An 18,736-nucleotide genomic window follows, 5' to 3' on the forward strand; every position below is an offset into this window, starting at 1 on the left:
CCATTCTTCTTTCAGGAGAACATACCGATGAACGAAATGCACCGTTTGCCGACGTACGAACAGTTCCTCGAATATCGAGCCGTGATCATCCGGGCGATCGCCCTCGCATGGCAGTCCGAGGATTTTCGCAAGGACCTGGAGAAACATCCGATCGAGACGTTGAAAAAACAATTCAAGTATGACTTTCCATTTCAGCTCGACCTGAAGGTGCAGGACAAATCGTCGACCTGGACGCCGAACGTCAACGGCGACTGGACCTCCGGTCACAACAACAAGCTCACCCTGGTCCTGCCTCCCGCGCCGAAGGATGAAGCGCAATTCGCGCAGGCGCTCGCCGCCTATAACGCGAACCACATCACGATCATGGATTGACGACATCAGGGAATCCGACATGGCAAAGAACAACGCTAATCCGACGCTCGAATCGATGCTCGAGTTCCAGAAGGTCTATTTGCGGGCGATCGCGCTTTCCTGGCGGGACCCGGGGTTCAGGAAGGATTTGCTGGCGAATCCGTTCGATGCGCTCGCGAAGCATTTCGGTTATCAAAGCCCATGGATTATCGACCTCGAGATCGTCGAACCGGAAAGTGCCTATGGCTGGGAGAGTAGCGGCGACGGGAGCGGAGAAGGGCAGTGGCACCTGCCGCGCAACACCATGTGGGTCGGCATACCGGAGCGGCCGGAAAGCCTGAATGAAGAGGCCGTTGCGCTCGCGGCCTACTGCGATGCCGGCCCGTCCTACCTGTTCACCTGCTGCTGACCATACGCCCCTGAGGCGTGCACGGCGGCGCGGCTCGTGCCGCGCCGTCTTCGCTGGCTATTCCCTGCACGGAACCCGACGATGCTCGACGATTTTTCGCGCGTGTTGCGCTTCAAGCCGCATTTGCTCGTGCTCGATGCCGGGCCCGAGACGCTGTTCGTCGTCGACGAATTCAGGCGCGCGATGCTGTCCGGCGCGATCTTCGTGCGGATCGCCGCCTGCTTGCGGGCGCGGATGACGATCGCCGAGATCGTGGCATCGCTCGCAGGCACGTTCGGAGAATGGGACGTGCTTGCCGGACTCGATCATCTGGTGCGTCGCGGCTACGTGCGCGCCGATGCGCCGCACGATGACGATTCGGCGCGCGGCTACTTCGAGCGCACCGGACTCGACGGCGACGCCGCTTGCGCGCACATCGCGCAGCTTCGCGTCGGGGTCGAAGCGTTCGGCGTCGACGATGCCGCGTTCAAGCGGGCGCTTGCGACGGCGGGCATCGACGTCGCGCCGGACGCCGCATTGACGGTCGCGATAGTCGATTCCCATGACCGCGACGATCTTGCCGATTTCGCCGCGCGCATCGCGTCGCGCGGCGGGGCGCTGCTCGTCGTCGCGGCGAACGGCGTCCAGACGCTGATCGGGCCGCTGCTGGCTGGCGACGGAACGCTTGCCGACGCACCGTGCATCGAATGCGTGCGCTACTGGATTCGCATCAACCGGCCTGTCGAAGCGTTGCTTGCGCGCCACCACGGCAGTGGCGCGATTCGTCTGCCGCCGGCCGTCTCGCGCGCCGGGGCCGCCGCCGCCGCCGCGCTCGTCGCGGCCACGGTCGAGCAGATCGCGGTCAACCGCGCCGCATCGGCGCGTGCGCGAACGCGTATCGTGTCGCAGCGCATCGACACGCTGGCCACCGAGCAGCACCGCGTGCTCAGGCGGCCTCAATGCCCGCGCTGCGGCAATCCCGCATGGATGCGCGAGCAGGTGGCGCGTGCGCCGCGGCTCGCCGAGCGCGCGCTGTTGAAGAATGCAGACGGCGGCTACCGCACCGCCGATCCGCAACACGTGTTCGAGCGCCATGCCCATCTGATCTCGCCGATCAGTGGCGCGATCGCCTATCTGCACCCGATGCCCAAGCGCCACGCCGGGATGCGCAAGGTCTATGCGTCCGGGTTTCTCGTGTGCCCGGCCGCCGTGCCGAGCAGCAACCGGTTCGACAGGATCTGCTCCGGCAAGGGCCGCACCGACGATCAGGCCCGCGTGAGCGCGTTGTGCGAGGCGCTCGAGCGATTCAGCAGCGTTTATCAGGGTGACGAAGCGATGGTGACCGGCAGCATGGAAGCGCTACTCGCCGATCCGGCATGTGATGCCGAACCGATTCACGTGAACGATCTTCAGCAGTTCAGTGAACGGCAATTCGACGAGCGCGAGGCCATCAACGCATTGACGCGTGACGCTCGAAAGCAAGTGCCGCCGCGCTTCACGGCGCGCGACGTCATCGACTGGACGCCTGCTTGGTCTCTCGTCACGGGGAAGCGCCGCCTTGTGCCGCTGGGCTATTGCTATGCGGAGACGCCTGACGGCGCGCAAGCCGACGCGGCATGCGTGCACAATCCCAACGGCTGCGCGGCGGGATCGTGCCTCGACGAAGCGATTCTGCAGGGCATGCTCGAATTGATCGAGCGCGATGCGGTCGCGATCTGGTGGTACAACCAGATCCCGCGCCCCGGCATCGATCTCGCGAGTTTCGCGGATCCGTATTTCGACGCGCTCGTGCAGGAATACGAAACGCTCGGGTGGCGGATGTGGGCGCTCGATATCACGCACGATCTGGGCGTGCCGGCGGTGGCCGCGCTTGCCGAGAATCCGGTCGATGGGCGCTTCTCGATCGGCTTTGGCTGTCATTTGGACGCGCGTATCGCCGTGCAGCGGGCGCTGACCGAAGTCAACCAGTTGCTCGATCTTGCGGCGGATGCCCCGCACCCGTGGGATCGCGCGAAGCTTTCTGCTACGGAATTCCTGTATCCGGCGAACGGCGTGCGCTGCACGACAAGCTCGACGTGGGAGTCTGTCGACGCGGCCACGTTGTCGGCGGCGATCGCGCATTGCGTCGGGAAAATCGCGTCGGCCGGAATGGACGTGCTCGTCGTCGACAAGACGCGGCCCGACATCGGATTGTCCGTCGCGCAAGTCATCGTGCCGGGGCTTTGCCATTTCTGGCCGCGGTTTGGGGCGCGACGGCTCTACTCGGTTCCGGTGGAGTTGAGTTGGTGCGCGCAGCCGCGCTGCGAATCGGAGTTAAACGCAGCGCTGTTGTTTCTCTGATCGTTCAAGGCGCGCGGAAGCGTGCTTGCGGCATAGGAAGGATTGACGCGCGAATCGATTAGACGTGTTACAGCGCGCTGGGCGCTGGAAAAGGGCCGTTCGCCCGCGGCACGGCTTGCGGTTCCTGCGAAGGCGGGGACGCGCGGGTTGGAGTTCAGTCGTCAATGAGCGCGATGAGCGGATTCCAGGCGACTGGGCTGACCGTCTTGCGCTACGGCACATCGACGAGGCGTCGAGCCTGCGTCTCTTACGGTGACTGGATCTCCGTTTCCACGAACCCGGAACCCTGCTTCAATCGTGTAATCACGTGTAATCGCTTTTGCCAGGCGCTCGGCCTAACTTTGTGTCCGAGCGGAGTGCTGTCGCGCGAGGCTCATCCATGATGCGAGGGACCTCAATCACAAGGAGCTTGAAATGCTGGAACGAATCGTGGCAAGGCAGGCAGTCGGCAGCCATCGAGGCGACAACGGGAAACCGTGGGTTAATCTGGCTTTCAATGCGAAGGTCAACTTCCCGGATACGTTTTCGACCGTTCCCGTCGTGATCGTGACGACCCTCCAGGACACCAGCGTAGTCCCGCCCTATCCGGACACGTTCTCGGTTACGGTAACCAACGTTACGACGACCGGATTTAGCGTCAACATTACGCGGGAAGATTCGGTGTTCTCGGAATATTCGGGCAGCAGCTGGGGGCAAAATCTCTATATTTCGTACATCGCGGAAGTTCCGACTCAATAAAAATCAAACCGGAATCAGGCGACGGCTGCCTATTTGAATCGAGGCGGCTCGGCCGCCAGACATTTGACGGGGTCGTGCAGGAGACGGCCAGTCGCCGTGGTCCACGGCGGCTGGCCGCTATCTGATCCGCTTGCTGCGTCGGCGCTCGAGCGATTCAGCAGCGTTTATCAGGGTGACGAAGCGACGGTGACCGGCAGCATCGAAGCGCTCGTCGCCGATCCGGCATGTGACGCCGAACCGATATCGGCGTTGAATCAGGCGCTGCTGTTTCTGTGACATGCAGCAACCGGCATGGCATGCGAGCTCAGTCCACAGGATGTAATGGGATGTAATCGCCTTTCGCGGCGCCCGGGGCTAACGTGTAGTCCGAGAGATGCATCGGTTAATGGCTGGAAATACCGAATTCGGCCGGAAATTCGCATCTCCACCTGAAAACACTGCGTCACCCATGCAATTCACCCGCCGTCCAGGTGATTCGCAATGTATTCAGTTATGCGTAGCAAAAAACCAAAGGAGATAAAAAATGACCGCATCACTTCAAGCTATCACGCCCGAGCAGGTCGAAGCGCTCAAGAAGCAGTCGCAGGCTGCCTATGACGAGGCAATCAAGAGCCGTCAGGCACTGGTCAGTCAGAGGCCGGCCCTGCAAGCGGCCCTCGATCAGACGGTGCAGCGGCAATCGCTGTGTGGCTGCGGATGCCAGCAGAACATCTGCGGGTACTTCTGCTTCCAAGCCTGTGGTTGCGGCTGCGGGTCTTCTCCCGAAACTGTCTATATCAGTTCGTCAGTCGCAGACATCGGACCGAACGCTCCGCAGTATGGTACGAAAGTAACGTTTTCCGGCTATGCCTCGGGGAACGGTACCAGTCTCGACATTTCCGATGTTTATCTACAGGGAACGGTCCCGGATGCAGAGAACCTGATCGGCATTCAGCTGGCACTGGATTTGGTGATCAACGCCGGTTCGATCTTCCTGACCCTCCGGGAGGGGACTCGCGTGCTGGCCGTTCTGGTCCATCCGCAGCAGTACGCAGCGAACATCAACGGGCAGTTCTCCGGCAGCGGGTACGGCACGTTCTCGCCGGCCTGAGTTGGCAAGCAGGGGCGCCGAGGGGCATTGCCGCCTCGAAGGCGGACACTGGCGCTCGAGAAACTCGGCCGTTCGCCGCGCGCTGGTCCATCGACGCGCCCCATAAGATGCTCCAGTCAGGATGCAGAGCCGAGGTCTCAAGGTTGCGTACCGTCGACCGATTTACGCAATCGATCTCGGTATTCTGCATCCCGAGCACGCAATATTCCGGCTGACCTCGATCAGCGTGTGCGCACGACACACTTCGTCGCCTGCATGCCGTTCGATCCGCCTCCGCGCGTGCGGCCTGGCGATTGCCAATACGGAGATCGCCTTTTCAGGCGGCCCTGGCGTATCCGGCATTGCCAGGGCGGCAAGGTACCGGCCGGCGGCCGCGTGCCGTGCGTAGTACCCCCGATACCAGAACCGTCACTCATCTTTTCCCGCTCGCGCACGGCGCGTAATCTGTCTCCGGCCCAGAACCGGAGACCGACATGGCGACTGCCACGACACAAGGCGCGCGCTACCGCGTCGCATTGACGGCCGGCCGCCACCGGATCGTCGCGGACACCTGCAAGGACGGCATCGGCGGCGACGCCGGCATGCGTCCTCACGAACTGCTCGAATGCGCGCGCGCGGCATGCATCTGCATGTCGATCGAAATGGCGGCCGACCGGGCGGGCATCGCGCTGCCGGCCGCCACGGTCGAGGTAACCGTGGCGCGGCACGACACCGAGACCCGCTTCAACGTGAACGTGCGCTTCGACGCAATGCTGCGCGACGCAGCGCGAGAGCTGGTGCGCGCCGCGGCACTCGCGTCGCCGGTCGCGCGCACGCTCGGCAAGCCGGTTCAGGTCGTGCTGTCTTCAATCGAATCGACGTTACAAGCGGAGCGCACGGAGGATTGAATGGACCGGATCACGATCGACGCCTACGACACGGCGGCGCAGGCGTTTGCCGACGAATGGCGGGACCAGCCCGCGCCCGCCGACATGTATGCGCTGCTGACGCAGCACTTCGCGCCGGGCGGGCGAACAGCGGATATCGGCTGCGGCGCCGGGCGGGACGTCGCGTGGCTGAACGCGAACGGCTTTTCCGCCGTGGGCTATGACGCGTCGCCGGGGCTGCTCGAACAGGCGCGAGCGCGCCATGCGCATCTGCGCTTCTTCAGCGCGGCGCTCCCGGCGCTCGATGGGATCGACGACGCGTCGTTCGACAACATCCTGTGCGAGACGGTCATCATGCATCTGCCGCCCGACGAAATCGGCGACGCGTGCAGCCGCCTGCTCGCGATCCTGAAGCCGGGCGGCGTGCTCTACCTGAGCTGGCGCGTGTCGGAAGGCGAGAGCCGGCGCGATGCATCCGGGAGACTGTATGCATCGTTCGATGGGGCGCTGGTCACTGCAGCGATGCGCAATGCGATGATCGTTTCGGATACGGAAACGATCAATCAGTCATCCGGCAAGCGTGTGCACCGGCTGATCGTCCAGCGCACGTCGTGATGGTGTACCGTCTTGCTTTTCCGGCCGATTGAAACCTGTCGTCAGGCCGACGATCCCTCGCACATCGCCATGAAACGCAAATCCATCGCCGTCGCCATCGCCAGTCTCCTGATCGCGCTCCCGATCGCGGCGTTCGCGTTCGTGAAACCGCTGCGCGTCGTCGCGCCCGCGCTGATTCCGGGCGTCATGTGCCCGGACGCGGACATCTGCACCGACGATGCGTCAAAGCTCGGCGAAGCCCGGCAACTGTACGGCGCCGGCTATGCGCGCGCGGCGGCCGTCACCGGCCGGTTTCACGCCGCGCCGCGCGTGGTGTTCTGCGCGACGCAAGCGTGCGCCGACGCGTTCGGCCTCGGGCGGCGTGCGGCGGAAGCGGTCGGGAATGTCGGCGTGGTGGTCGCGCCGCGCGGCTGGCGGAGCTTCTATCTCGCGCACGAGCTGATCCACTTCCGGCAGGCCGAAGTGCTCGGTAACGTGGCCGTCGCCACCCGGCCGAGATGGCTGATCGAAGGGATGGCGTACTCGCTGAGCGACGACCCGCGCCACTCGCTCGGCGAGCCGCTGGAGTCCTGGCGCGCGCAGTTCGACGCGTGGCACGCGTCGCTGGGCGCACGCGATCTCTGGGACGCGGCGCGCGACGTGCGGTGACGCTCGCCGCAGGCCTGCGCGCCCGGCGTCACGCCGGCGTCGACGGGCGATCGAGCGCGTCGGCGAGCGACCGGCGGCCCGCGTCGAGGATTTCGTCGGCGAGCGCCGGATCGACGTCGGCGATCGCGCGCGACAGCAGCAGCGTGCCGACCATCTGGCTGAATGCGGCGATCGCGTCGCGCCGGCTTTCCGGCGCCGCGGCGCGTTGGGCCGCGACGCGTTCGGCGAACCGGTCGAGATACGTCGCCAGCCCGCCCGCGTAGCATTCGCGCGCCGCGGCGCCCAGCCGCGGCGCATCGCCTGCGAAGCCGGCCAGCGGGCAGCCCGCCGCGACGTCGTCGCGATGCCGGGCGGACAGATAGCGCTCGACCTGCCGCTGCAGCGGGCCGGCCGGCGCATCCGCGCGATCCTGCATCGCCTTCTCCATGACCGCGGCGACCAGCGCGTCTTTCGACTTGAAATGGTTGTAGAAGCCGCCTTGCGTGAAGCCGGCCTCCTTCATCAGTTCCGTCAGCCCGACCGCATCGACGCCGCGCGCCCGGAACAACCGTTCGGCCGCCGCGACGATCGCGCCCCGGTTCTCGGCCGCCTGCTGCCTCGATACGCCCATCGATTCCTCCCTGTTTCCCTGATCCCGTTCATTGACAAAGACGATGTCGATCGCCATTGACAGCGCCGGCGGCACGCTGACACAATGCCCGGCAAAGACAATGGTGATCGACATTGACATCAAGTGTAGCCGACTTCGCGCGGATGGCGAAACGGCCGGTGCGCACGCGATGCCGCGCGATCGAGGTCTTTTTTGCCGGGTCCGCCCGGCAATCCCGCTCCCACCGGATTTCGCGTGCGTCGCGTGCTGGCGTGCGTGCGCTCCAATGACGCTACAGGAAGGACCATGAAGATCGAAGGCGCTGTCGTTTTCGTCACGGGTGCGAATCGCGGGCTCGGCCTGCAGTTCGCGCAGCAGGCCCTGGAACGAGGGGCGAAGAAGGTCTACGCGGGCGCGCGTGATCCGTCGAGCGTGACGCTGCCGGGCGTCGTGCCCGTGAAGCTCGACGTGACCCGCCCGGCCGACGTCGCGGCCGCCGTCGACGCCGCGCGCGACGTCACGCTGCTCGTCAACAACGCGGGCATCGCGCGGGTCGGCAGCCTGCTGGATGCGGACGCGGAAGCCGCGTTGCGCGACCATCTCGAAACCAACGTGTTCGGGATGCTGGCGATGGCCCGGGCGTTTGCGGGCATTCTCGGGGCCAACGGCGGCGGCGCGCTGCTGAACGTGCTGTCGGTGGCGAGCTGGGTGAACCGGCCGATCCTGTCGGGCTACGGCGTGTCCAAGTCCGCCGCGTGGGCGCTGACCAACGGGCTGCGCCACTCGCTGCGCGAGCAGCACACGCAGGTCGTCGGGCTGCACGCGGGGTTCATCGACACGGATCTGACGCGAGACCTGCAGGTGCCGAAGGCATCGCCGGCCGACGTCGTGCGCCAGGCGTACGACGCGATCGAGGCGGGGGCGGAAGAGGTCGCCACCGACGAACGCACCCGGCAGGTGAAGCAGGCGCTGTCGGCGGGCGTCTATCTGGAGGACGGCGCGGCGCTGTGAGCGCGCCGCGCGTCTAGCGGCCCGTCGTGCGCCACGCGGCGCGCGACGGGCGTGATGCGGCCCGGGCTCAGGCCGACACTTCGATGATGCCGGGGATCTGCACGTCCGGGTTCACGTCGGCGTCGTAGTCGACGCCGGCGATCGCGAAGCCGAACAGGCGCAGGAACTCCGTCTTGTAGCCGGCGAAATCGGTCAGCTCGTACAGGTTGTCGTTGGTGACCTGGTCCCACAGCGCGACGACTTTCGCCTGCACCTGCGGATCGAGCTCCTTGTAGTCCGCGCGCAGGCGGCCTTCGTCGTCCACGTGCGGCGTCGCGCCGTACAGGCTGTCCTTGACCAGCCCGTAGACCTGCTCGATGCAGCCTTCGTGCGTGCCCTGTTCCTTCATGACCTTGAACAGCAGCGACAGGTAGAGCGGCATCATCGGGATCGCCGAGCTCGCCTGCGTGACGACCGCCTTCAGCACCGACACGCGCGCATCGCCGCCGGTCGGGGAGAGCGTGTCGCGGATCGCGAGCACCTTCTTGTCGAGATCCTTCTTCGCGGCGCCGATCGAGCCGTTCCAGTAGATGTCGTGCGTGATCTGCTCGCCGAGGTACGTGAACGCGGTGGTCTTCGCGCCGTCGGCCAGCACGCCGGCTTCGCGCAGCGCGTCGATCCACATCTGCCAGTCCTCGCCGCCCATCACCGCGACGGTGCCGTCGATTTCTTCCTGCGTCGCCGGCTCGAGCACGGTCTCGCGGATCACTTCCTTGTCGGTGTCGAGGCCGCGGAAGCTGACCGACTTGCCGATCGGCTTCAGCGTCGAGCTGATCGTCTCGCCCGTCTTCGGATGCGTGCGGCGCGGCGCGGCGAGGCTGTAGACGACGAGGTCCACCTTGCCGAGGTCGCGCTTGATGGTGTCGATCGTGACCTGCTTGACCGCGTCGGAGAACGCGTCGCCGTTGATGCTGCGTGCATACAGGCCCTTCGCGGCCGCGAACTTCTCGAATGCCGCGCTGTTGTACCAGCCGGCCGTGCCGGGCTTCGTCTCGCTGCCGGCGCGCTCGAAGAACACGCCGAGCGTGTCCGCGCCCGAGCCGAACGCGGCCGTGATGCGAGCGGCGAGGCCGTAGCCGGTCGATGCGCCGATCACGAGCACCTTTTTCGGGCCGTCGGCAATCGGGCCATGCGAAGTTACATAGTCGATCTGTTCCTTGACGTTGGCTTCGCAGCCGACGGGATGAGTCGTCACGCAGATGAAGCCACGCACGCGCGGTTTGATGATCATGGAACCCTCTTGTGTAAAAGCGGAAAGCCTGGAATCGGCGAAGTTCGCGCATTGTAAAGGAACCGGCGGCCGACGCGGCAAGCGTCCCCCAAAACCCGCCGGCCTCCCGCCGGTTGTTTCTCTCTTGACAGAAATGACTGAAACGCCTAAATTTCTCGACATGGAACTCACACCGATTGCCGAACGATTCATCCTCCACTGGGGCGAAATGGGCTCCCGCTGGGGCGTCAACCGCACCGTCGCGCAGATTCACGCGCTGCTGTACCTGCTCGGGCGGCCGGTCGCCGCCGACGAGATCGCGGAGACGCTCAACGTCGCGCGCTCGAACGTCAGCACGAGCCTGAAGGAACTGCAGGCGTGGCGGCTCGCGAAGGTGGTGCACGTGATGGGCGACCGGCGCGATCACTTCGAGACGTCGACCGACATCTGGGAGCTGTTCAAGCTGATCGTCGAAGGTCGTCGCCAGCGCGAGATCGAGCCGACGCTCACGGTGCTGCGCGATTGCCTGACGAGCCCGGAGCTCGCCGATGAAAGCCGCGAGACCGAGCAGCGCCTGCGCGACACACTGCAGTTCGTCGAAACGCTGACGACGTGGTCGGACGAAATGCTGCGGCTCAAGCCGGACACGTTGATGAAGGCGCTCGGCATCGGCGCGAAGATCAGCCAGACCGTCAGGCGCAAGCCGTCGTCGAAGTAAGCCGGAGCGGGCGCACAGCCCGCTTTTTTGGGAAATTGAATTTCTGTCGATACAGAAATAACTGTAAAGAGAGGATAAAGATGAACGCAGCCGCGCTGCTGGTGTTCCAGTTCACGGCCTCCATCGCGCGCAAGGTGCTGCGCGATGCGCAGCCGGCGCACGCGACGGAGGCATCGGCATGAATATCCTGGTTTGCGGGGCGAACGGTTTCATCGGACGTGCGCTGTGCACGCGTCTCGAGGCCGGCGGCCATCACGTCGTGCGTGGCGTGCGTCGTGCGGCGGCGGGTCCCGGGGAGATCACGATCGACTATGCGTGCGACGTGCGGCCCGAACACTGGCGCGCGCGGCTCGACGGGATCGATGCGGTGGTCAATGCGGTCGGCATGCTGACCGGGCGGCGCGGCGTGACGCTCGACGCCGTGCACCGTGCGGCGCCGTGCGCGCTGTTCGATGCGTGCTGTCGCGCCGGCGTCCGGCAGATCGTCCAGATTTCCGCGCTGGGCGTCGAGCGCGGCGACACCGCGTATTTCACGAGCAAGCTTGCCGCCGACGCGTACCTGCAGACGCTGCCGGTCGATTTCCGGATCGTGCGGCCGGCGCTCGTGTATGGCGCGTCGGGCGCATCGGCGCGCTTTTTCCGGATGCTCGCGAGCCTGCCGGTGCACGTGCTGCCTGCCGGCGGCCGCCAGTTGCTGCGTCCCGTGCACGTCGACGATCTGGCCGAGCTCGTCGCGCGGCTGATCGAGCGGCCCGCCGCGTGCGACCGCATTGTCGACCTGGTCGGCGCGGACGAAGTCGAGTACCGCGAGATGCTGGCGACCTACCGGCGCGCGATGGGGTTTCCGACTGCAATGCGCGTCAGTGTGCCGGGGGCGCTGTTCGCCGTGGCGGCGGCGCTGTCCGGGCGGATGCCGGGAGCGATGCTGACGCGCGACACGTGGGCGATGCTGCGCGCCGGCAATACCGGCGACGTCGCCGCGTCGAGCGCGGCGCTCGGCCGGCCGCCGCGCGGCTTGCGCGCGTTCATCGGCGCGGAATCCACGGCGCTGCGCCACGAAGCGCTCGCGGCATGGCGGCATCCGCTGCTGACGGGCTCGCTCGCGATCGTCTGGATCTGGACGGCCATCGCGAGCGCGTTCATCCATCCGCTGCGCGACAGCCTGGCGCTGCTCGCGCACGTGCACCTGACGGGAATCTCCGCGCTGGTCGCGCTCTATGCGGCATGCGCGCTCGATTTCGTGTTCGGCGTCGCGACTGTCATCGCGCCGTCGCGCCGCCTGTGGGCTGCGCAAATCGTGCTGATCGTCGCGTACTCGGCCGTCATCGCGGTCGCGATGCCCGGCCTGCTGGCGGAACCGTTCGGCCCCGTGCTCAAGAACGTGCCGATTCTCGCCGTCCTGTTGATCCTGTTTGCTGAAGAGGAGCGTTCGTGAATACCTATCTCGTCGTCAAGGCGCTGCATATCGTGTCGTCGGTGCTGCTGGTCGGCACGGGGCTCGGCACCGCGTTCTACCTGTTCTTCGCGAACCGCACGCGTTCGGTGCCGGCGATCGCCGCCGTGTCGCGTCTCGTGGTGCGCGCCGACTGGTGGTTCACGACGCCGGCCGTGATCTTCCAGCCCGCGTCGGGGCTGTGGCTCGCGCACACGGCCGGCTGGCCGTGGCAAACGCCGTGGCTCGCCGCGTCGCTCGGCCTGTACCTGGTCGCGGGCGTGTGCTGGCTGCCGGTCGTGTGGCTGCAGATCGAGCTGGCCGCGATGGCGAAGCTCGCGCATGCGAACGGCGCCGCCGAACTGCCTGACAGGTACTGGCGTTACGCGAAGACCTGGGAACGGCTCGGCTATCCGGCGTTTCTCGCGATGCTGTCCGTCTATTTCCTGATGGTGCTGAAGCCGATGTGAGCAAGGAGGGCAAACGATGAACCCGGCCGAGCTGGTGCTGTATTTCGATGGCAAATGCCCGTTCTGCGTCGCGCAAATGCGGCGCCTCGGAAAGTGGAATACGCGGCAAAGCGTGGCGTTCGTGGATATTGCCGAGCCGGGCTTCGATCCTGCGTCGTTGGGCGCCGACATGGCCGCGCTGAATCGCGGGTTGCACGGCCGCCTGCCTGATGGCCGCGTCCTGACCGGCATCGATAGCGTGCTGGCCGCGTACACGCTGGTCGGGCGCGGCTGGCTGGTCTGGCCGCTCCGTGTGCCCGGCCTGCGCAACGCGCTGGCGATGCTGTATCGCAGCCTCGCGCGCAATCGACATGCGCTTTCGCGCTTGCCGGGCTACCGCTCCGAACCGGCCTGTGACGGCAATGCGTGCGGCATCGGCAAGCCTTGCTCGAACGCGCCGGAACGTGTCGCGGATCAGCCGTCGCATGACGACGCGCGCAGATGGGTGGTGCGCTGGATGGTTGGAGCGGCCATCATTCACGTGCTCGTGGGGGCGGCCCTGTCGTGGATGGCCGGTTCAACCGTGTTCGATGCCTACCACTACGGAATCGAGCGGCATTTCTGGGCCGGCATGGCGCCCCCTCAGGCGCGCGGCCAGCAAATATGGTGGATATCGCTGTTCGGCGCCACGCTGCAATGCGCAGCGATATGGATGCTGGCGCTGGTCCATCTCGGCAACCGGTTGCGAAAGCGGGCCGTGTGGGGATGGCTGCTGGCCGGCCTGCTGGTCTGGGCGCCGCAAGACATGCTGATCTCGCTGCAAGCCCACGCAGGGACGCATGTCGCGGCCGATGTCGCGGCCCTGGTCTCGATGGTTCCGCCGCTCGCCTGGCTGTTGAGGCGGGATCCCGCATGAACACCTTGCCCGCCTTCGAGTGGACCATCAACCTGCTCATCGCGCAGGGACTGATGGGCGCGTTCGATACGCTGTACCACCACGAGCTCACGCAGGACTTGCCGCACCATCCGCGTGCGCGCCTCGAGCTGACGATCCATGCCGTTCGGTCCGTGCTTTACGGGCTGGTGTTCGCGTCGTTTGCGAACCTCGCATTTCACGGCGCGTGGGGCGCGGCCATCGCAGCGCTGCTGCTCGTCGAAGTGCTGCTCACGTTATGGGATTTCATCGTGGAGGACCAGAGCCGCAAGCTTCCTGCCACGGAGCGCGTGCTGCATACGTTGCTGGCCGTGAACGGCGGCGCGTTCATCTGCACCTATGCGATGCAGCTGGTGGAATGGTCGCATGCCTCGACCGCGCTGCTTGCCGCCGACCTCGGGTGGCGCGGCTGGCTGCTGGACCTGTTCGCCGCGGGCGTCACGGCATCGGGCATCCGCGACGGCCGGGCGGCGTGGCGCATGGCCCGGCGCGCTCCGGACGTCAATCCGTTTGCGGGGCAGCCGCTGCGCAACGTGCTGGTCACGGGCGGGACCGGCTTCATCGGCGAGCGCCTGGTGAACCAGTTGCTCGACGCGGGGCACGTGGTGACGCTGCTGGCGCGCGATCCGCTGCGCGCCGCCTACCTGTTTCGCGGACGCGTGCGCAGCGTGACGTCGGCCGGGCAACTGCATCCGCGGGACCGTTTCGACACCGTCATCAATCTCGCGGGCACGCCGGTGCTGGGCGCGCGCTGGAGCAAGCGCAGGCAGGCCCGGCTGCTCGCCAGCCGCGTCGGCGTCACGCAGTCGCTGCTGCAATGGGTCGAGGCTGCTGAAATCAGGCCGAACACATGGATCCAGGCTTCCGCCATCGGCTACTACGGCGCACGTGCGCCCGACGAGCGGCTCGACGAGGACAGCCGCCCCGGCGCCGGTTTCATGTCCGAGCTGTGCCGGCAATGGGAAGCGTCCGCGCAGCCGCTCGATCGCTACGGCATTCGCGCGGTGGTGCTGCGGCTGGGCCTCGTCTTCGGGCCCGGCGGCGCGCTGCCGCCGATGCTGCTGCCGCACTATCTGGGCCTGGGCGGGCGCTTGGGCGACGGCCGGCAAGTCATGAGCTGGATTCACCGGGACGACGCGCTGCGGGTCATCGCCCGCGCGATGGCGAGCCACGGCATGCGCGGCGTCTACAACGCGGTCGCCCCCGGCGCGTTGAGCCAGCGCGAATTCGCACGTGTTGCGGCGAACGTGCTGCGCCGCCCGGTGTGGTTCCACCTGCCTGCCGCGCCGTTGCGCCGGGCGCTGGGCGAAATGGCCGAATTGCTGCTGGACGGGCAGCGCGTGATGCCGGCCCGTTTGCAGCAAGACGGATTTGCGTTCCGGTTCTCGACCGCGGAACAGGCGCTGCGCGACCTGACGAACCGATGATCCGCCGCAGCCGGGTTTTTCGCGTTGAACGCGAGCATCGAGGGATCCAATCCGCGATAATCGGACGATTCCGGAATCGCCGTACCCGCCCTCACAAGGAACAAGGAGCCTGCATGCTGCACATCCTCGGCAAGATCCCGTCCATCAACGTGCGCAAGGTGTTGTGGCTGTGCGCGGAACTCGATCTGCCGTTCGAACGCGAAGACTGGGGCGCCGGCTTTCGTTCGACCGACGATCCGGCCTACCTCGCGCTGAATCCGCACGGCCTCGTGCCGGTCATCAAGGACGGCGATTTCGTGCTCTGGGAATCCAACACGATCATCCGCTACCTCGCGAACCGCTACGGCGGCGAGTCGCTCTATCCGGCCGAACCGCAGGCCCGCGCGCGGATTGACCAGTGGCTCGACTGGCAGGCCTCGGACCTGAACCGTTCGTGGGTTTTCGCGTTTCAGGGCCTCGTGAGAAAGTCGCCCGATCATCGGGACCCGGACGCCATCGCGAAGTCGATCGCGAACTGGACGAAGCACATGCGCGTGCTGAACGCGCAGCTCGACGCGACCGGCGCGTTCGTGGCCGGCGACCGCTTCACGCTCGCCGACATTCCGATCGGGCTGTCGGTGAACCGCTGGTTCGGCACGCCGTTCGAGCATCCGGATTTCCCGGCGCTCACGCGCTATGTCGAGCGCCTCGCCGCGCGTCCGGGCTTCGAGGCCTATGGCGGCAGCAAGAACCCCTGAGCGGGGCTGAGCGGCAGGCGGCGCGAACCGCGGCCGGCGCCCCCCGGCGCGCGGGCCCGGCCGCGTTCACTCGCCGTGTGCCGGCACCGCGTCGAGCACGCGCGCGAGGAACGCCTCGTGATTCCACGCGGCTTCCGGCCGCGACAAGCCGAGCCGCACGATCACCAACTGCCGGCTCGGCACCACGCTCACGAACTGGCCTTCGTGCCCGACCGCATGGAACGCGTCCGCCGGCAGCGCCGGCGCATGCGGATCGGGGTCGTTGAACGGCTCGGGCACCTTCACCCACAGATGCGCGCCGAATTCCTGGCGCGGCGCTTGCGGCGTCGCGCGCGCCATGTAGCGCACCCATCCTTCGGGCAGCAGGCGCTTGCCGTCCCACACGCCGTCCTGGAGGAGCAACTGCCCGAACTGCGCCCAGTCGCGCGCGCTGGCATACATGAATGACGCGCTCGCGAGCGTGCCCGACGCATCCGGCTCGAAGAAAGTATTGCGCATGCCGAGCGGCGCGAACAGCGCGTGGTGCGGGTACGCGAGATAGTCGGTTTCCGTGCCGCCCATCGCGTCGCGCATCACGCGCGCGAGAATCGCGCTCGTGCCGCTCGAATACTGCCAGCGCGAGCCCGGCGGCGTCGCGAGCGGCATGGCCGACGCGAAGCGCGCGGCGTCGGGCTGCGTGAACAGCATCACGGCGACGTCGGACAGCGGGTCGTCATAGTCTTCGTTGAATCGCAGGCCGCTCGTCATCCGCAGCAGTTCGTCGAGCGTGATGCGTGCGCGCGGATCGCCGGCGTCGCGCCACTCGGGCAGCAGCGCCGATGCGTCCGGCGAGAGCTTGTGCTGCGCGACGAGCATGCCGATCAGCGCGGCGGTCACGCTCTTCGTCATCGACCAGCCGGGCAGCGGCATGCTTGCCGAAAAGCCCGGCGCGTAGCGCTCGGCGATCACCCGGCCGCGATGAAGCACGACCACCGCGCGCGTGCGCCGCGGCCGCGCGGGATCGGGTTCGTCGAACGCGCGGTCGAGCGCCGTCTGCAGCTTGCGCGCGTCCACGCCGTCATCCGGCGCGGGCGCTGCCGCAGGCGCGGCGGGCGGCGGGGCCGGGTCGGGCAGCGCGGCGGGCAGCGCGTCGGTCGACGGCCCGAGCGCGAGCGTGCAGCCGAGCCCCGGCCGGAATACCGCTTCGCGCCCGGCGAACCCGGCGAAGGTGGCGCGCGCCAGATGGCGGGCGGGGTCGACCGACGGACGGACCAGCTTGAGCAGCGGATGCACGCCTGCCATGATGTCCACGTCGATCACCGCCGCCGCCGGGCGTCCCGATACGAACACGCCCGAGCACAGCGCCTTGGCCGCGTAGCCGGTCGCGATCGGCGCGAGCCGGGACAGCGTGTAGCCGGCGTAGCCGAGCGCGGCGATCAGCGCGAGCGCGGCGGTGCGTCGAAGCAGCGGCTTGAAGGGTGTCGTCATGCGCGAGCGTCCTGGGTGGTCTGCCGTCGGGTCACGATCGGCAGTGTCGCAGGTTCGGGCGCGTGGTGGCAATCGCGGGCGTGTCGCGGCGCGGCGCATGATGCCGCCGTCCCCCGGGCAAGGCCCGGGGGCGAGCGGACTCCCCCCGGCGGGACACAAATAACAGGCCGATGTGCGGCGCGCCCCCCCGGCCGCGCCCCCGGCTGCGCGTCGCCTGCGATCGAACGGGCCGCCGCCGATTCCGGCGCGGGCGGCTCGCCTCTTACCGCGTCATTGCTGATTGTTGCCGTTCAGACGCAGCGTCCAGACGGTGGCGGTATTCGTGTTGTCGTTGACGGCCGCGAACTGCGGCTGGCGCTGGCTGCTCAGTCCGAACGCGAGCCCGAACGCCGCCCCCGGGACGATATCGACCTGCATCTGCGCGACGAATTGCCCGTCCACCGTGAACTCGACGATCTCGCTCGGCTGTTGCGGATCGGGGTTCACCGCGTCGCCGTTGGCGGTCACGAGATGGCCGTTCGGCGCGAGCGCCAGCGCGAGCGGACCATGCAGGTGCTTCTTGTCGAAGTAGATCAGCCGTCCGGTGCCGGCGTTGCCGTTCGTCGACGCGGCGTTCTGGATCGCGAACACGGCGTTGTCGCCGGTGGACGCGACATACAGGATGTCATTGTCGGCGTCGTACGCGAGGCCGGTCGGGCCGACGACCAGCGCGCTCGGATCGGACCGGAACGTGTAGCCCGACGCGATGGTGCGCGAGCCCGGCAGCATCGTGACGCCGCCGTTGTTGTCGAACATGAGATTGATCCGCGCCACCGTTCCGTTCAGCACGTTCGACACGAACGCGGTCACGCGCTGGCCACGGTCGATCACGGTCATGTCCCACGGCCCGTCGAGCAGCGTGGCGTCGACCAGTGGCTTGACGAGATTGCCTTGCGGATTGATGACGAGCAGCGAGCCCGGCGGGACGACGTGCACGCCGTCCGTCGTCGGCACGTTGCCGACCAGCACGAAGCCGTTGTGCAGCACCACGAGCGCGGTCGTGAGTCCCAGGTTCTGGCCCTGGAAGAAGACCGTCGGCGAGTTGTCGGGCGACAGCTTCACGATCGTCGTGCCGGTGCCTTGCAGGTTCGCGCTGTTGTTGAAGTTCGACACGACGACGTCGCCCGGTTTCAGCGTGCTCCATGCCGGCACGCCGGGCGGGACGAAGGCGATGCCGTACGGATTGAGGTCGCCGTTCGCCGGCGCAGCCGGCACCGTCGACGCGATGACGGACGACGGCGGCAGGATCGTTCCGCCGTCAGCCCATGCGAAGGTCGACGACAGCGCGACCAGGCCGGCGCCGCAGAGGGCGCGGCGTAGCGTGCGGGCCATCGCGCGCGACGTGCGGGCGATGGCGGGCGGGTCGGGGGAACGACAGGAGGGGAGAGGGTTCATGGCATGACTCCGGTAGACGATCGTGAAAGATCATCCGGGCTGCCGGCCAGCGCAGTCTACGGGTGTCCGGCGCCGGCTCGCGCGCGGCGTTGCGGCGCGAATCGGCGCTGTGCGTAAACGGATTGCCGCACACGGTTATTCCTTTTGTCTGCATGGGTTGCGCGTGCATCGATGCGTGCCGCGCGTAACCTGACAGGTTGAAATCCGTCCCGCGGTCGGCCGATAATCGTCCGGACTCGATCGACATCCCGGA

The 18,736-nt window shown here is 66.9% G+C and carries 20 protein-coding genes; 16 read left to right on the top strand and 4 right to left on the bottom strand.

Going from position 1 to position 18,736, the window contains the following annotated elements:
- The first annotated feature begins 27 nt into the window (after nt 1–27).
- The 9 genes from ACFIMZ_RS20005 to ACFIMZ_RS20045 all read left to right on the top strand — a co-directional run bounded on the left by ACFIMZ_RS20005 (nt 28) and on the right by ACFIMZ_RS20045 (nt 7,036).
- The gene (locus ACFIMZ_RS20005; RefSeq protein WP_431824078.1) at nt 28–372 is read left to right on the top strand and encodes a BMA_0021/BMA_0022 family TOMM bacteriocin; all 345 of its coding nucleotides are present in this window, start codon (nt 28–30) and stop codon (nt 370–372) included.
- Between the two features lie 19 nt (nt 373–391).
- A complete protein-coding gene (locus ACFIMZ_RS20010) occupies nt 392–760 on the top strand; it encodes a BMA_0021/BMA_0022 family TOMM bacteriocin (protein ID WP_431824079.1) in 369 nt (122 codons plus the stop codon).
- 81 nt (nt 761–841) lie between these two features.
- On the top strand, nt 842–3,079 hold the full coding sequence (locus tag ACFIMZ_RS20015; RefSeq protein WP_431824080.1) for a TOMM precursor leader peptide-binding protein: 2,238 nt from the start codon (nt 842–844) through the stop codon (nt 3,077–3,079).
- 414 nt (nt 3,080–3,493) lie between these two features.
- Nucleotides 3,494–3,817 carry an H-type lectin domain-containing protein gene (locus ACFIMZ_RS20020; protein ID WP_431824081.1) on the top strand — a complete coding sequence of 108 codons (324 nt, stop codon included), beginning with the start codon at nt 3,494–3,496 and terminating at the stop codon, nt 3,815–3,817.
- A gap of 96 nt (nt 3,818–3,913) precedes the next feature.
- Nucleotides 3,914–4,093: a hypothetical protein gene (locus ACFIMZ_RS20025; RefSeq protein WP_431825463.1), complete on the top strand. Its 180-nt coding sequence runs from the start codon at nt 3,914–3,916 to the stop codon at nt 4,091–4,093.
- Nucleotides 4,094–4,340: 247 nt separating this feature from the next.
- Nucleotides 4,341–4,907, top strand: coding sequence for a hypothetical protein (locus ACFIMZ_RS20030; protein WP_431824082.1), 567 nt, complete (start codon nt 4,341–4,343; stop codon nt 4,905–4,907).
- Nucleotides 4,908–5,380: 473 nt separating this feature from the next.
- Nucleotides 5,381–5,794 (top strand): OsmC family protein, encoded by a 414-nt coding sequence (locus ACFIMZ_RS20035; RefSeq protein ID WP_431824083.1) that lies wholly within the window; start codon nt 5,381–5,383, stop codon nt 5,792–5,794.
- Nucleotides 5,795–6,388, top strand: a complete 594-nt coding sequence (locus ACFIMZ_RS20040) for a class I SAM-dependent methyltransferase (protein ID WP_431824084.1) — start codon at nt 5,795–5,797, stop codon at nt 6,386–6,388.
- Between the two features lie 69 nt (nt 6,389–6,457).
- Nucleotides 6,458–7,036, top strand: coding sequence for a hypothetical protein (locus ACFIMZ_RS20045; RefSeq protein WP_431824085.1), 579 nt, complete (start codon nt 6,458–6,460; stop codon nt 7,034–7,036).
- A gap of 28 nt (nt 7,037–7,064) precedes the next feature.
- Here ACFIMZ_RS20045 and ACFIMZ_RS20050 read toward each other — a convergent pair whose 3' ends face one another.
- Nucleotides 7,065–7,646, bottom strand: coding sequence for a TetR/AcrR family transcriptional regulator (locus ACFIMZ_RS20050; RefSeq protein ID WP_431824086.1), 582 nt, complete (start codon nt 7,644–7,646; stop codon nt 7,065–7,067).
- A gap of 285 nt (nt 7,647–7,931) precedes the next feature.
- On the opposite strand from ACFIMZ_RS20050, the gene ACFIMZ_RS20055 reads away from it, so the two are divergent.
- Nucleotides 7,932–8,636 (top strand): SDR family oxidoreductase, encoded by a 705-nt coding sequence (locus ACFIMZ_RS20055; RefSeq protein ID WP_431824087.1) that lies wholly within the window; start codon nt 7,932–7,934, stop codon nt 8,634–8,636.
- 67 nt (nt 8,637–8,703) lie between these two features.
- On the opposite strand, the gene fabV is transcribed toward ACFIMZ_RS20055, so the two are convergent.
- On the bottom strand, nt 8,704–9,906 hold the full coding sequence (gene fabV, locus ACFIMZ_RS20060; protein WP_431824088.1) for an enoyl-ACP reductase FabV: 1,203 nt from the start codon (nt 9,904–9,906) through the stop codon (nt 8,704–8,706).
- A gap of 160 nt (nt 9,907–10,066) precedes the next feature.
- Between fabV and ACFIMZ_RS20065 the strand changes: the two genes are divergently transcribed.
- The 6 genes from ACFIMZ_RS20065 (at nt 10,067) to ACFIMZ_RS20090 (ending at nt 15,582) form a co-directional block, all read left to right on the top strand.
- The gene (locus tag ACFIMZ_RS20065; protein WP_029226786.1) at nt 10,067–10,603 is read left to right on the top strand and encodes a GbsR/MarR family transcriptional regulator; all 537 of its coding nucleotides are present in this window, start codon (nt 10,067–10,069) and stop codon (nt 10,601–10,603) included.
- A gap of 178 nt (nt 10,604–10,781) precedes the next feature.
- Nucleotides 10,782–12,038: an SDR family oxidoreductase gene (locus ACFIMZ_RS20070; protein ID WP_431824089.1), complete on the top strand. Its 1,257-nt coding sequence runs from the start codon at nt 10,782–10,784 to the stop codon at nt 12,036–12,038.
- Nucleotides 12,035–12,505: a DUF2269 family protein gene (locus ACFIMZ_RS20075; RefSeq protein ID WP_431824090.1), complete on the top strand. Its 471-nt coding sequence runs from the start codon at nt 12,035–12,037 to the stop codon at nt 12,503–12,505. Before ACFIMZ_RS20070 ends, ACFIMZ_RS20075 begins: the two co-directional genes overlap by 4 nt.
- Before the next feature lie 16 nt (nt 12,506–12,521).
- Nucleotides 12,522–13,400: a thiol-disulfide oxidoreductase DCC family protein gene (locus ACFIMZ_RS20080; RefSeq protein ID WP_431824091.1), complete on the top strand. Its 879-nt coding sequence runs from the start codon at nt 12,522–12,524 to the stop codon at nt 13,398–13,400.
- Nucleotides 13,397–14,845: a TIGR01777 family oxidoreductase gene (locus tag ACFIMZ_RS20085; RefSeq protein ID WP_431824092.1), complete on the top strand. Its 1,449-nt coding sequence runs from the start codon at nt 13,397–13,399 to the stop codon at nt 14,843–14,845. Before ACFIMZ_RS20080 ends, ACFIMZ_RS20085 begins: the two co-directional genes overlap by 4 nt.
- Nucleotides 14,846–14,958: 113 nt before the next feature.
- On the top strand, nt 14,959–15,582 hold the full coding sequence (locus tag ACFIMZ_RS20090; protein ID WP_431824093.1) for a glutathione S-transferase family protein: 624 nt from the start codon (nt 14,959–14,961) through the stop codon (nt 15,580–15,582).
- Between the two features lie 66 nt (nt 15,583–15,648).
- Here ACFIMZ_RS20090 and ACFIMZ_RS20095 read toward each other — a convergent pair whose 3' ends face one another.
- Nucleotides 15,649–17,049, bottom strand: a complete 1,401-nt coding sequence (locus ACFIMZ_RS20095) for a serine hydrolase domain-containing protein (protein WP_431824094.1) — start codon at nt 17,047–17,049, stop codon at nt 15,649–15,651.
- A 270-nt stretch (nt 17,050–17,319) separates the two neighbouring features.
- Complete coding sequence (locus ACFIMZ_RS20100) at nt 17,320–18,483, bottom strand: hypothetical protein (protein ID WP_431824095.1); 1,164 nt, start codon at nt 18,481–18,483, stop codon at nt 17,320–17,322.
- Nucleotides 18,484–18,736: the final 253 nt, after the last annotated feature.

Origin of the sequence: Burkholderia sp. F1 (assembly GCF_050813845.1) — a bacterium.
GTDB classification, from domain to species: Bacteria; Pseudomonadota; Gammaproteobacteria; order Burkholderiales; family Burkholderiaceae; genus Burkholderia; species Burkholderia ubonensis.

Excerpts from the sequence above, each read along its gene's own strand:
- ACFIMZ_RS20005 (WP_431824078.1), top strand. The coding sequence starts at position 28 with ATGAACGAAATGCACCGTTTGCCGACGTACGAACAGTTCCTCGAATAT.
- ACFIMZ_RS20010 (WP_431824079.1), top strand. The coding sequence starts at position 392 with ATGGCAAAGAACAACGCTAATCCGACGCTCGAATCGATGCTCGAGTTC.
- ACFIMZ_RS20015 (WP_431824080.1), top strand. The coding sequence starts at position 842 with ATGCTCGACGATTTTTCGCGCGTGTTGCGCTTCAAGCCGCATTTGCTC.
- ACFIMZ_RS20020 (WP_431824081.1), top strand. The coding sequence starts at position 3,494 with ATGCTGGAACGAATCGTGGCAAGGCAGGCAGTCGGCAGCCATCGAGGC.
- ACFIMZ_RS20030 (WP_431824082.1), top strand. The coding sequence starts at position 4,341 with ATGACCGCATCACTTCAAGCTATCACGCCCGAGCAGGTCGAAGCGCTC.
- ACFIMZ_RS20035 (WP_431824083.1), top strand. The coding sequence starts at position 5,381 with ATGGCGACTGCCACGACACAAGGCGCGCGCTACCGCGTCGCATTGACG.
- ACFIMZ_RS20040 (WP_431824084.1), top strand. The coding sequence starts at position 5,795 with ATGGACCGGATCACGATCGACGCCTACGACACGGCGGCGCAGGCGTTT.
- ACFIMZ_RS20045 (WP_431824085.1), top strand. The coding sequence starts at position 6,458 with ATGAAACGCAAATCCATCGCCGTCGCCATCGCCAGTCTCCTGATCGCG.
- ACFIMZ_RS20050 (WP_431824086.1), bottom strand. The coding sequence starts at position 7,646 with ATGGGCGTATCGAGGCAGCAGGCGGCCGAGAACCGGGGCGCGATCGTC.
- ACFIMZ_RS20055 (WP_431824087.1), top strand. The coding sequence starts at position 7,932 with ATGAAGATCGAAGGCGCTGTCGTTTTCGTCACGGGTGCGAATCGCGGG.
- fabV (WP_431824088.1), bottom strand. The coding sequence starts at position 9,906 with ATGATCATCAAACCGCGCGTGCGTGGCTTCATCTGCGTGACGACTCAT.
- ACFIMZ_RS20065 (WP_029226786.1), top strand. The coding sequence starts at position 10,067 with ATGGAACTCACACCGATTGCCGAACGATTCATCCTCCACTGGGGCGAA.
- ACFIMZ_RS20070 (WP_431824089.1), top strand. The coding sequence starts at position 10,782 with ATGAATATCCTGGTTTGCGGGGCGAACGGTTTCATCGGACGTGCGCTG.
- ACFIMZ_RS20080 (WP_431824091.1), top strand. The coding sequence starts at position 12,522 with ATGAACCCGGCCGAGCTGGTGCTGTATTTCGATGGCAAATGCCCGTTC.
- ACFIMZ_RS20085 (WP_431824092.1), top strand. The coding sequence starts at position 13,397 with ATGAACACCTTGCCCGCCTTCGAGTGGACCATCAACCTGCTCATCGCG.
- ACFIMZ_RS20090 (WP_431824093.1), top strand. The coding sequence starts at position 14,959 with ATGCTGCACATCCTCGGCAAGATCCCGTCCATCAACGTGCGCAAGGTG.
- ACFIMZ_RS20095 (WP_431824094.1), bottom strand. The coding sequence starts at position 17,049 with ATGACGACACCCTTCAAGCCGCTGCTTCGACGCACCGCCGCGCTCGCG.
- ACFIMZ_RS20100 (WP_431824095.1), bottom strand. The coding sequence starts at position 18,483 with ATGAACCCTCTCCCCTCCTGTCGTTCCCCCGACCCGCCCGCCATCGCC.